The following is a 12,475-nucleotide window of genomic DNA, read 5'->3' on the forward strand; positions in this document are numbered from 1 at the left end:
GCAGCGTGGCGGTTTCGTTTGTCCGGAAGCAGGATGGGCTGGGTTCAATTTCTATACTGCCCATTAGCCTCGGCTTTAATTACGGCTAGCTCCGACTTGTCTAGCGGTTTATGAATCAGGCGCATTACCAGCGGGTTTTCCTCCGCCCGCAGCCTATCGGCCTGCGCCAACGACGACGTGAGGATGTAAATGCAACAATGACTGAGTTGCTCACTGCCCTCAACTTTTAGGGCATCAAGTACATCCCACCCGCTCATGACCGGCATATTCAGGTCAAGCAGTATTACCTGCGGAATTTGGTCTGGGGCGGCAGTTTGCAAAAAGCCCAGGGCTTCTTCCGGCGACTGAAAAGCCGTAATGGTTTCAGCAAATTCCTCGCGCTGTAATAGCAACCGCATAAGAAAGATACTGGTTGAGTCATCATCAATCAGAACGATATGCATAGAGTTAGTGCGTCAGGATAAATACAGCTTGAATCGGGTACCTACGTTCACTTCACTTTGCGCCTCAATGCGGCCACCCATGGCGTCTACGTGATTTTTCACCAGGTAGAGGCCCAAGCCTCTCCCCGCCGGCTCACTATGAAAGCGTTTGTAGAGCTTAAACACATCATTGCCTGCTTTTTCCAGGTCAAACCCAATACCATTATCTTCCACCACAATCTGCACCCCGGGGCCCGACGGGCTCTTACTGGCGCTAATTCTGACCTGCAAAGGCCTGTTAGGGGAACGGTACTTGACGGAGTTTGACAGCAGGTTGAAAAAGATGCTGTAGAGGTACGCCCGATTACCGCGCACACGCAGGTCAGCGGGCACGTTTATCCTTACCTCGGCGCTGCAATGCTGCAACATCTCATGCAGGTTTTGCAGCACTTGGTCAAGCACTTCGGCCAGGGGCACCTGCTCCGACGCGGCTACCTCCTGCTTGTCGCGAATGGTCAGGATGGTGTTCATATCGCGCATCACGGAGTCGAGCTGCTCGGTGCTTCGGCGCAGGTGCGAGAGTAGCTCGTCATACTGAGGCGCCTGTTTATCCAGCGACGTGAGCAGATCTACTATCCCGAGCATGTTAGTGAGGGGTGCCCGCAGGTTATGCGACACGATGTAGCCAAACTGTTGCAGGTCTTTGTTTTGACGATACAGCTCCTCATGTGCCTTCACCTTGTCGGTAACATCGGAGAAGTACACTGACAGGCCTTCTTCAGAGGGGAAGGCCTTCACATCCAGCCACAGCTTCCGGGGTTCAAAAAAAGCCTCAAAGTGCACGGCCTCTCCCGAGGCCATGGCCTGCTGGTACTGCTGAAAAAAATGGTTTAAGACCCCACTCCCAAACACCCGCCAAATGCTATGCCCAAGCAGCTCCTGCCGGCTCACGCCCAGTAGCCGTTCTACTTCGGTATTAACTGAAGTGAAGTTCCATTGCTTGTCCAGCAGGAAGAAGGCATCCGTGATACTCTCAAAAATGGTGTTGAGCTTCCTGGCTTGCTGCTGCACCAAGGCTTGTGAGGCCACTATATTAGTAACGTCGCGGCCTACCATGTGCACGCCTGCTACCCGCCCCTCTTCCCACAAAGGCACCTTAATGATGTCAAGCACTCGTGGTTCCGGAGTTCCATAAAACTGCACCTCAACCTCAAACTGCACTTTTCGGCCCGTGAAGGCTTCTTCCAGTTTCTCCTGAAACAGCGCTGCCTTATCGGCGGGTAAAAAGTCGGATATGGGCCGATTGAGTATTTCCTCCTTTGTTCGGTTGAGCAGCTGCAAAGAGGCTGGGTTGGCATCCAGAATGGTGCTTTTTATATTTTGAAAAAGAACGGCGTCTGGGTTATTATCAAACAAGGACCGAAAGCGTAGGTCGCTTTCCACGTGCTGATTACCGTCTTGCATACAAAAAATAGAGCTATATTTTTTGTAGTTACGCCAATACACGCTTGGCAGATGCACACAGGATTAAATTTTTACTTGGGTTTATACAATCTGCACAGCTACTCCAATTCGGCGCGTGGCCGTGGGGCAGGCCAGTTACACGTACCAGATACTTTCAGGGGCCAGTGCAACTACCACTTCCGCTTGGGCTGCTACCGGAGTGGCGGCCGTCTTTAGCCGAATTGACCCGCCCCGCAAGGCAACCTCTACCTCTGAGTAGCTCCCAAAAAACCGGACGCCGATTACCGTACCCGTTAGGCCGGGGCTGCCCGCGGGTGCCAGGGTAAAGTTCTCGGGGCGTACCAGCATCTTCCTGTTTTGCTTCCGAATGCCTGCCTGCTTGGCAAAAGCCGCTACCAGCGGGCCCTCCAGCAGATTGTAGTCGCCGAACAGCGCGGCGGCGTATTCGCTCACGGGCTGGCGGTAAATCTGCTCGGGGGTGCCACGCTGAATGATTTCACCACGCTGCATTATTAGCAGTTCGTCGGCCCATGAAAGCGTATCGTGGGGGTCGTGAGAGATAAGGATGCAGGTAATGCCTAGCCGCTCCCCTACTTCTTGAATGATTGTTTTGAGGATGTTCTTGTGCGCAATATCGAGGTTGGAGAAGGGCTCATCAAGCAGCAGCAGCTTGGGGGCAGCCAGCAGCAGGCGGGCCAGGGCAATGCGCTGCCGCTCTCCGCCCGAGAGCTGGTTGGTTTGGCGCTGGGCTAAGTGGCTGATGCGGCAGACCTCATAGAGCGTGTCGGCGTCTTGCTGGCTTTGCTTGTTGGCGTAGCGCAGCACCTGTTCTACCCGCAAAAACTTGGGCAGCTCATACTGCTGCGAGAGGTAGGCAATGCCAGGGTTTCCCGGAATAAGCTTCTCAGCGGGGTCTTTCATGAGTTCCCCCTCGAAGAAGACTTGGCCCGCATCAGGCCGAACCAACCCGGCTACTACCTGCAGCAGGGTACTCTTGCCGGCCCCGGTTTCGCCGGCAATAGCCAGCTTCTGAAACTGCTGCTGGGTAAAGCTGATGTTTTGCAGTGCGTCGTTTCCTCTTTCCTGCAGGCTGACACCCGTAACCTCTAAAAAACTCATAGTCCTCGAAAACGTGTTACTGCCGTGTAGGCCACCCCAGCACGGGGTGTTAGGCCTGTTCTGTCAGGCCTTGAGCAGGCAAGTTAGCTGCTAGGCCACTCTACTACCTCCGGCGCAGGTGCCCAGTGCGGCGGTACCTGCGCGGTACTCAACACCGGCCCCCTGGCACTGGCCCCACCCAAATACGCGCTACCCTGGCCATACACCACTCGCCGAATACGGTGATACCGAATGGCGTAAGCGCACATCACGCAAGGCTCATGGGTGGAGTAGAGCGTGCACTCGGATAGATTGGGGTGGCCTAGCGCCTCTCTGGCAGCCTGCAGGGCCAGCAGCTCTGCGTGAGCCGTGATGGCGCCCTGGCTTTGAGTAGCTTCTGCAGCCGCCGCCACCACCTCACCCGCCCGCACTACCACCGCACCCACCGGGCTCTCACCTGCGGCGGCAGCTTGCGCCCCTAGCTGCTGGCACAGGGCAAGAAAGAAAGCATCGGGGTTATCTGACATGGCGGGCTAGTATGGCAGCGTAAAGCTAGAGAGTTTACGAGCGTCGGCAGGCAAGGCCAACCATAAAGGATGCTTTTCAAGCGTCGCCCAGGCCACTGCTGTACCACTGGTCATAAAGCAGGTTAAAGCCAGGAGGCAGTTCCTTTCCTGGAAAGAAGGAATTGATCAGGAGTGGCTGAGGTAGCCTGGCAAGTGCTTAATAAAACAGCCTACTAGCCCGTCATGCTTGATCTGGCGTCCGCGCAGCCGTAGCATGACGGGAGGGTGTGAAACGTGATTGCCTATTGTTTTAAGCCACCCTTACTCCTTCTTCAATTTGAACCAAGTACGGTCAGGATGGCTGGCTTGCGTACCTTTGCGGCTGCTTATGCAACATTCCGCTTCTGCTATTTTCAAGCTCACCCCACCCTGAGGACTGGCCTAGAGTACCCCGTGCCGCCGCTTCCTGCCCCGAAGCGTGTGGCTTTTCTTTTGCCTTTTCTTAGCTCACTATGTCACAAGTCCTGCCCTACTTCGCGCAGTATACACACAACGTCAAAAACGAAATTCTAGCCGGCCTTACCACGGCGCTGGCTTTGGTGCCCGAGGTAGTAGCCTTTGCGCTGCTGGCCCATATCAGTCCACTGGTGGGCATTGGCTCGGCCTTCATCATCTGTATTATTACCAGCGTATTTGGTGGCCGGCCGGGCATGATTTCCGGTGCCGCCGGCTCGGTAGCGGTAGTTATTGTAAGCCTGGTAGTGCAGCACGGCGTGGAATATCTCTTTGCCGCCGTGGCCCTGATGGGTCTGATTCAGGTGGCCATTGGATTGCTGCGGTTCGGCAAGTTCATTCGGCTGGTGCCGCAGCCGGTGGTGTACGGGTTCGTGAACGGGCTGGCCCTCATCATTTTTATGGCGCAGCTAGAGCAGTTTAAGGTGCGCGACGCGGCCGGCGCTGAGCACTGGCTGGCGGGGGCTCCCCTCCTGCTCATGCTGGGGCTGGTCGCGCTGACCATGGCCATTGTTTACTTCCTGCCGAAGCTCACGAAGGCCGTACCGGCATCTCTGGCGGCTATCATCGTAGTATCGGCGCTGGTGATATTGGGAGGCCTGGAAACCAAGTCGGTGGGTGATATTGCTTCCATTGCGGGCGGCCTGCCCTCGTTTCATCTGCCGCAGGTGCCGCTGGAGTGGCATACGCTGGTGGTTGTGTTTCCCTATGCCGTGATTATGGCGCTGGTAGGCCTCACGGAAAGCCTACTGACGCTCACGGTGGTAGATGAAATGACCGACACCCGCGGCCGGGGTAACCAAGACTGCGTGGCCCAAGGCCTGGCCAACATCACCTCGGGTTTCTTCGGGGGTATGGGTGGCTGCGCCATGATTGGGCAAACCATGGTAAACCTGGAATCCCGGGGGCGGGGGCGCCTGTCGGGGGTAGTGGCGGCGCTGGCCCTGGCGCTGTTTGTGGTGGTAGGCTCGTCCCTGATTGAACGGCTGCCGCTGGCCGCGCTGGTGGGCGTGATGTTTATGGTGGTAATTGGCACGTTTGAGTGGGCCAGTCTGCGTATCCTGCGCCGCATGCCCCTTACCGACGTGCTGGTGATGTTGTTGGTAACGGCCGTTACGGCCATTTCGCAGAACCTAGCCCTGGCCGTGCTGCTGGGGGTGGTGGTGTCGGCGCTGGCGTTTGCCTGGGAAAATGCCAAGCGTATTCGGGCCCGGAAATACGTTGATGCTGCTGGCGTAAAGCACTATGAGATTTACGGGCCGCTGTTCTTCGGCTCGGTGCAGGCGTTCGGGGAGAAGTTCGACGTGCAGAACGACCCCATCGAGGTCATTATTGATTTCAAGGACAGTCGCGTAGCGGATATGTCGGCCATTGAGGCCCTGAGCAAGCTCACGGAGCGCTACCATCGGGCCGGCAAAACCCTGCACCTACGCCACCTCAGCCCCGACTGCCGCCAGCTGCTGCGCAATGCCGGCTCCATCATCGACGTAAACATCCAGGAAGACCCACTCTACACCGTAGCCGGTGCTAACACCTACTACTAGGCTTATCTGGCCTACCCCTAACCACCAGTAAAAGCCTGGCCGTTGAATGAGCCGGGCTTTTTATTTACTCAGGCAAGCGCATTTTATGAAGACAGCGGCGCATACACCAGCACGTAAGCCGGGGGCACGTTGAGGAGCACATGCGCCTCACTAATCGGCCGGAAGAAACGCTCAAATAACCGTTTGTTGAGCAACGTGTACTGGAACAATACCAACTGCCCAGCCGGCTGCAGCAGGCGCTGGGTGTGCTCCAGAATTCGCCACCCCAGGCGCCGCGGCAACGACGAAAACGGCAGGCCACAAACTACATAATCAACCTGCTCAATTCCCAGGGGTTGCAGGTACTCCTCGGTTTTCTCAGCCGTGCCGTGGATGATGTGCACGTTGGTGTGGCTGGCGTACCGCTCCTGCAGCAGCTGGCTGAAACGGCGGTTGGTTTCTATTAACACCAGTACGGTCTCGGGGCGGCGCCGCTTCATTAGGGCATCGGTGAATACGCCCGTACCGGGGCCGTACTCCACAATGCACCGGGCCTGCGTGAAATTAATGGGCTGCATTACTTTCTCGGTTAGCTCAGGTGAACTGGGTACCAGTGAGCCAACCATGGCTGGGTTGCGGAAGAATTCTTCGACGAAGGAAGGCATGACAAGGAAACGACTACGAGATAGGGGCACCTGTTGGAAAACAGGCCGACCCACGCTTGTACGGCAGTTTTTTGTGACGGATGCTACAGTTCTGCTGAGCGCCGCCATCCTGCTATGCGGTAAAATATCCAACGCTAACTCAAGAACGACTGCCGAAACTGCGTCGGCGACACCTGAGTTTGGCTTTTAAAGAGCTTGCTAAAGGCCTGCGGGTGTGCAAAGCCCAGACTGTAGGCAATTTCGTTGACAGTAAGCGTAGTGGTAGACAATTGTTCCTTCGCTGCTTCCACCACCTTGGCAAGAATAAACTGCTTGGTGCTTTGGCCGGTTAGCGTGCGGAGCAGCCGACTGAGGTAGTTAGGCGACAGGTGCAGGGCTTCGGCTAGATACGTGACGGGTGGCAACCCTTTATCTGACAGTTGTGGGTCGGTGAAGTATGCCTTCAGCAACTCCTCCAGGCGACCAAGCAACTGATGGTTTGCCGTACGACGGGTATGAAACTGGCGCTGGTAAAACCGCTCAGCATAAGTAAATAGCAGTTCCAGCTGCGCTACCATCACGTCGCGGCTAAGCCGGTCTGGCGGCGCGCAGGCTTCGTGATTGAGTTGCTTCAGCAAGCCTATCAGCAGGTGTTCTTCGAGATCTGAAACGTGCAGGGCTTCACTCACACGGTAATCGAAATACTCGTACTGCCTGATTTTTTTTGCCAGTGGGGTTTGCTGCAGCAGATCGGGGTGCACGAGCAGCAGCCAGCCTCGGTGACTGGCTGCTGTTTCGGAGGGGCCTTCAATGGCCAGGAGTTGCCGCGGCGCCATACATAGCAACAAACCTTCGTTGAAATCAACTTCCTGCTGGCCGTATTTGAGCCGGGCATGAAACGATTTCTTTAGGGCAAGGCTGTAGAAGTGGTGCACCACCGCCTGGGGAACGCCGGTTTGCGGAAAAGGCATGTCCTCGAACCGGACTACGCTCACCAGCGGGTGCGCGGGTGGGGGCAGCCCGAGTCGGCGATGGTAGTCGGCAATGGTGAAAATATGAACCGGAGCGGGCGCTGTCATTACGTAAAGCTAGCGAGGGGGTAGCAGTCGACCAGGCATACGGCCGTGCGCAGCCCCGAGCCTCGTGGTTAGCTCCAGCTTGAATGGCCCTGCACCCGTTACTACCCGGCGGGGGTAGCAAGCGATACGGGTGCAGGGCCTGGCGTGTTTGGAATGCACTATCGCCCTACACCGCTGTGGGCTGCAGTAGGTCGGCGAGAACGTCGCGCAGGGTGCGCGGACGGCGGCCCAGTATTCGTTCGAGGGTGGGGTCGACGGTGGCAAACTCGCCCCGACGCATGGCCCGGTAGCTGCTCAGCAACAGCTCCACGAAGTGCTCAGGTACGCCCTGCGCTTGTTTTTCTTGTGCCCACTGTTTATCGCTAAGGAGCACGTGCTTTATCTCGCGGCCGGTCAGCTCAGAAGCAATGGCGGCCACTTCGGCAAAGGTGAAGGTTTGCAGGGCCGTTAGGGGGGGCGTAATGCCATCGAGCAAGCCTTCCTGGGCTATGATGCGCGCGTCAGCCTCCGCTAGGTCGGCCCGGGTGGTCCAGCTCACCGGACCATCTTCGGGCACCCTAATTTCGCCCGTTTCCAGCCCCCGGCCCAGGTGGTGCAGGGCACTTTCGGCGTAGTAGCCGTGGCGCAGGGCCGTGTAGGGCAGCCCGGCCTGGGCCAAGAAACCTTCAATAGCGGCGTGGTCCTTAATAAAGGCCTGGTCCTGGGTTGGAGAATCGGCCTGCGCACCCATGTGACTGGTATACAGCACCCGGCGGGCCCCAGCTGTGCGGGCTGCCTCAATTGCCGTGCGGCTGAGCCGGCGGCCTTCTTCGCCGAGCTTGTCGGGCGATATCACCAGCACCTGCTCGGCTCCGGTAAAAGTGTGGGGCAGTTGGGTAGAGTTAGTGAAGTCGCCGGCCCGGACTACTACGCCCCGCCCAGCCAATGCCGCGGCCTTCTCCGGGTTACGGACACTGGCCACAATGCGCCCGGCGGGAACCTGAAGGCGCAACAACTCTTCAATGACCTGACTGCCCAGTTGGCCGGTAGCTCCTGTAATAACTAGCATAGCAAGAATGATTAGTACACCACAAATTTCCGCCAAAAGAGCTACGGCAACCGGCATTTAACTAGGCATTATGCAAGCAAAATCTATCCTCAACGGCTGGCGAACGAATAATAAAGTACGTCTTATTTCTAAAACCCAATACTTAGCGCGCTACCTTGAGGCATGCAAAAACCTCTATTCTTTCTGAGAAACATCCTAAAGATTTCCACCAGCCTTTTTCTGCTTAGTGGCGGCCTTATCGTACAGGCACAACCAACACCTAACGCTCCAATTAAAGCGGTGAAATGCGGGCGCTTGCTGGACGTACGTACTGGCCGCGTAACTCCTAACGGCGTGGTGCTGGTGCAGGGTACTACCATTCTCCAGGTTGGTGCTAATCTGACAATTCCGGCCGGGGCAGAAGTCATTGATCTAGGGAATGCACTCGTGCTCCCCGGCCTGATTGACGCTCATACCCACCTGCTGCAAACGTTCAAACCCGAGCTTGGTGGCGACGCTATCAATACGCTGGTGAACGTAGCTACCATGAGTACCGCGCGCCGAGCCCTCCAAGGTGCGGCTATGGGCCGTGAAGATCTGGAGGCGGGCATCACTACCGTGCGCGACCTAGGTAACAGCGGCCTCAACGGCGACGTGGCCCTGCGCGATGCCATCAACAAAGGCCAGGTAGTGGGGCCGCGCATTGTGGCTTCTACCCGCGCGCTTTCAGCAGCAGGTGGGCAATTCGGGCAGTTAACTTCCGAAGCGCAGGCACTGGTGGCGCAGGAGTATGTGGCCATCAGCGGTGTGGAGGAAGCCCGCCGGGCCGTGCGTCAAGCCCTCTACTATGGCGCCGACTGCATCAAGGTCATTGTGAATTCTGGCCCACGAGTAATGTCACTCGCCGAGCTTCAAGTTATAGTAGAGGAAGCTCACCGCGTGGGTAAGACGGTAGCCGCCCACGCCGTTGGCGACCAAGCCACGCGCATTGCCGCCGAAGCTGGGGTCAACTCCATCGAGCATGCCTACACTGTGCCCGACGACGTGCTGAAGATGATGAAGGCCAAGAAGATTTTTCTGGTGCCCACCGACTTCACACCCGAAGCCTATGCCCTCATGTTCCCGCCGCTGGCCAGCGCTTCGCCGGAAGTACGCCAGAAATTCGCGGCTTATCATCAGGAATTCCCCAGCAGCAACAATAAGCGTCTGGCGCGAGCTGTAAAAGCCGGGGTGCGTATTGCTGCGGGGTCGGACGCTTACGTCCAAATGGCTGGCAAAACCCGTGGCCAAGCCAGCCTGATCATGTTGCGCGCATACGCGGCGGCGGGCATGAAGCCGCTGGAAATTATTCAAGCGGCCACCTTGAATGGGGCTGAGTTACTAGGCTTAAAAGACATGATCGGGGCTCTGGAACCTGGCCTAGCCGCTGACCTCATTGCTGTAGACGGCGACCCACTGGCCGATATTACGGCCCTCGAAAAGGTCCGCTTCGTGATGAAAGGTGGTCAAGTTATCAAGCAAGTACCCGCCGCGAAGTAACCCCCACAATACGCAGCAGATCATATCCGGCTACTATGACAGTGCCCATCAGGCTCTCCTACGTTAAGGCAAGGGGGAGCTAGATGGGCACTGTTCATTTGACCATGGTTCTCACCTTACTTCATGAAGCGGGCCAGGTAGGGCGCAGTGCGGCTTTCCTTGGACTTGATGATTTGCGCGGGCGTGCCGGCGGCTACTACCCGGCCACCCTCGTCGCCGGCCCCGGGGCCGATGTCCATCACCCAGTCGCTGTTGGCTACTACGCGCATATCGTGCTCTACTACGATGACAGTGTTACCAGCTTCTACCAAGCCATCTAGCTGCACCAATAGCTTTTCTACATCGGAGGGGTGTAGGCCAGTGGTGGGCTCGTCGAGGACGTAGAGGGAGTTGCCGCGCTGGGCTCGTTGGAGCTCAGTGGCAAGTTTGATGCGCTGGGCTTCGCCGCCGGACAGCTCAGTGGCGGGCTGGCCCAGGCGCAGGTAGCCGAGGCCTACTTCACGCAGTACCGTGAGGGCGCGCTGCACGGTAGGCTCTTCATCAAAGAACTCCCAGGCGGCATCAACGGTCAGGCCCAGTACCTCGGCAACGTTCTTGTCGCGGTAGGTTATTTCCAGGGTTTTAGCGTTGTAGCGGGCGCCATGGCACACCGGGCAGGGTGCGTACACGCTGGGCAGAAACAGCAGCTCCACCATCACAAAGCCTTCACCCTGGCAATTTTCGCAACGACCTTTGGCCACGTTGAAGGAGAAGCGGCCAGCATCGTAGCGGCGCTTGCGGGCGGCGGGCGTGGCGGCAAACAGCTTGCGCACGTGGTCGAAGAGGCCAGTATAGGTGGCCATGTTAGAGCGTGGCGTGCGGCCAATCGGCTTCTGATCGACGCGCACCAGACGCTTGATGTGCTCCAGGCCACTCACAATCTGCCCGCCTAGTTCCAGCGGCGCCGATTGCTCCAGCGGGTCTCCCTCTTCTTGCTCGGCGGCTACTTCCTGTCCCAAATGTTCGGCCACCAGTTCTACCAGTACTTGGCTTACAAGGCTCGATTTACCGGAGCCCGACACACCCGTGACAGTAGTGAAAACACCCAGTGGGAACTCCACCTCCAACTGCTGCAGGTTGTTGCGTGTGACACCCTGCAGGCGCAGCCAGCCGCTGGGTTTGCGCGGGGTGCGAGTTTCTTGCTCTTCCTTCCCGTACAGGAAGCGGCGCGTTTGAGAAGCTGGCACGTCGGCTAGGCCACTTGGCGGGCCACTGTACAGAATTTTACCGCCCTGCTCCCCGGCCGCCGGGCCCACGTCCACCAACCAATCGGCCTTCCGAATTACATCCAAATTATGCTCGACTACAAACAGAGAATTACCGGCCTGCTTCAGGCTAGCCAACGCCGCCAGCAAGGCCTCCGTGTCGGAAGGGTGTAAGCCAGCGGAGGGCTCATCCAGCACGTACACCACTCCAAATAGATTAGAATACAATTGCGTAGCTAACCGCAGCCGCTGCAGCTCCCCCGGCGACAACGTGGGCGTGCTGCGCTCCAGGGACAAATAGCCGAGACCCAGATCAAGCAGCACCTCCAAACGGGCGCACAGATCGGCGGCGATGCGCTGGGCTACAATGGCCTGCTCAGGGTGCTCGGCGTCGTGCTTTTTGCGGCCGGGGGCCGTGCTGTCGGCGTAGGGCTTCAGGAGAGCCGCCACGCGCTTCAGGGGCAAGCCCGAAAGGTCGGCAATATCGAGGCCAGCGAACTTCACGGCCAGCGACTCGGGGCGGAGGCGCTTGCCGTGGCAGGTGGGGCACTCGGTGCTGAGCATGTACTGCAGGGCCCGCTTTTTCATGAGGGGGCTCTGGGTGTTGGCAAAGGTGTGCAGCACGTGGCGCTTGGCGCTGGTGAAGGTGCCCATGTAGTTTGGCGGCTCCTTTCGCTTAAGGGCCCGCTGGGTTTCCTCGGGTGAGTAGCCGGGGTACACGGGCACTACGGGTTGTTCTTCAGTAAACAGAATCCAGTCGCGGTCCTTCTGGGGCAGGTCACGCCACGGAATGTCCACGTTATAGCCTATGGTCACGAGGATATCGCGCTGGTTTTGGCCGCCCCAGGCCAGGGGCCAGGCCGCAATGGCCCGCTCCCGGATAGTCAGGGATGGGTCGGGCACCATGCTTTGCTCCGTTACTTCATAAATTCGGCCCAGGCCGTGGCAGGTGGGGCAAGCGCCTTCCGGTGTGTTGGGCGAAAAGCCCTCGGCGTACACAATCGACTGGCCTACGGGGTAGTCGCCGGCTCGGGAGTAGAGCATGCGCACCAGGTTGGAGAGCGTAGTCACGCTGCCTACCGAAGAGCGCGTAGTAGGCGTGCCGCGCTGCTGCTGCAAGGCCACGGCCGGCGGCAGGCCTTCAATGGAATCAACTTCCGGCACCGCCATCTGGTGAAACAGCCGTCGCGCATACGGCGACACCGACTCCAGGTACCGACGCTGAGCCTCGGCGTAGAGCGTGCCGAAAGCCAGGCTGGACTTACCGGAGCCAGATACGCCGGTAAACACCACTAGGGCATCACGCGGGATGTCTACTTCAACGTTTTTAAGATTATGCTCGCGGGCTCCCCGAACGTGCACGAAGCCGGTAAAATCAGTGGCGAAAGTTGAGGCAGACGGTTTTGCCATAGAGGG

At 58.0% G+C, this 12,475-nt stretch carries 10 protein-coding genes; 2 read left to right on the forward strand and 8 right to left on the reverse strand.

Annotated elements, in window-relative coordinates:
• Window positions 1-44: 44 nt before the first annotated feature.
• From HMJ29_RS20015 to HMJ29_RS20030, 4 genes are all read right to left on the reverse strand, one after another.
• A complete protein-coding gene (locus HMJ29_RS20015; RefSeq protein ID WP_171593154.1) occupies window positions 45-443 on the reverse strand; it encodes a response regulator in 399 nt (132 codons plus the stop codon).
• A gap of 12 nt (window positions 444-455) precedes the next feature.
• Window positions 456-1,886 carry a PAS domain-containing sensor histidine kinase gene (locus HMJ29_RS20020; protein WP_171593155.1) on the reverse strand — a complete coding sequence of 477 codons (1,431 nt, stop codon included), beginning with the start codon at window positions 1,884-1,886 and terminating at the stop codon, window positions 456-458.
• A 135-nt stretch (window positions 1,887-2,021) separates the two neighbouring features.
• Window positions 2,022-3,005 carry an ABC transporter ATP-binding protein gene (locus tag HMJ29_RS20025; RefSeq protein ID WP_171593156.1) on the reverse strand — a complete coding sequence of 328 codons (984 nt, stop codon included), beginning with the start codon at window positions 3,003-3,005 and terminating at the stop codon, window positions 2,022-2,024.
• Window positions 3,006-3,088: 83 nt separating this feature from the next.
• Window positions 3,089-3,511, reverse strand: a complete 423-nt coding sequence (locus tag HMJ29_RS20030) for a deaminase (protein ID WP_171593157.1) — start codon at window positions 3,509-3,511, stop codon at window positions 3,089-3,091.
• 491 nt (window positions 3,512-4,002) lie between these two features.
• On the opposite strand from HMJ29_RS20030, the gene HMJ29_RS20035 reads away from it, so the two are divergent.
• Window positions 4,003-5,547: a SulP family inorganic anion transporter gene (locus HMJ29_RS20035; RefSeq protein WP_171593158.1), complete on the forward strand. Its 1,545-nt coding sequence runs from the start codon at window positions 4,003-4,005 to the stop codon at window positions 5,545-5,547.
• 83 nt (window positions 5,548-5,630) lie between these two features.
• Here the strand turns inward: HMJ29_RS20035 and HMJ29_RS20040 are convergent, their stop codons facing one another.
• The 3 genes from HMJ29_RS20040 to HMJ29_RS20050 all read right to left on the reverse strand — a co-directional run bounded on the left by HMJ29_RS20040 (window position 5,631) and on the right by HMJ29_RS20050 (window position 8,297).
• Window positions 5,631-6,191 (reverse strand): class I SAM-dependent methyltransferase, encoded by a 561-nt coding sequence (locus tag HMJ29_RS20040; RefSeq protein ID WP_171593159.1) that lies wholly within the window; start codon window positions 6,189-6,191, stop codon window positions 5,631-5,633.
• A gap of 134 nt (window positions 6,192-6,325) precedes the next feature.
• On the reverse strand, window positions 6,326-7,249 hold the full coding sequence (locus HMJ29_RS20045) for a helix-turn-helix domain-containing protein (RefSeq protein WP_171593160.1): 924 nt from the start codon (window positions 7,247-7,249) through the stop codon (window positions 6,326-6,328).
• A gap of 166 nt (window positions 7,250-7,415) precedes the next feature.
• Window positions 7,416-8,297, reverse strand: a complete 882-nt coding sequence (locus HMJ29_RS20050; protein WP_171593161.1) for an SDR family oxidoreductase — start codon at window positions 8,295-8,297, stop codon at window positions 7,416-7,418.
• A gap of 162 nt (window positions 8,298-8,459) precedes the next feature.
• Here HMJ29_RS20050 and HMJ29_RS20055 point away from each other — a divergent pair, with 162 nt between their 5' ends.
• Window positions 8,460-9,815: an amidohydrolase family protein gene (locus tag HMJ29_RS20055; RefSeq protein ID WP_171593162.1), complete on the forward strand. Its 1,356-nt coding sequence runs from the start codon at window positions 8,460-8,462 to the stop codon at window positions 9,813-9,815.
• 116 nt (window positions 9,816-9,931) lie between these two features.
• Here the strand turns inward: HMJ29_RS20055 and uvrA are convergent, their stop codons facing one another.
• On the reverse strand, window positions 9,932-12,469 hold the full coding sequence (gene uvrA / locus HMJ29_RS20060) for an excinuclease ABC subunit UvrA (protein ID WP_171593163.1): 2,538 nt from the start codon (window positions 12,467-12,469) through the stop codon (window positions 9,932-9,934).
• Window positions 12,470-12,475: the final 6 nt, after the last annotated feature.

The organism is Hymenobacter taeanensis, from assembly GCF_013137895.1.
Classification (GTDB): domain Bacteria; phylum Bacteroidota; class Bacteroidia; order Cytophagales; family Hymenobacteraceae; genus Hymenobacter; species Hymenobacter taeanensis.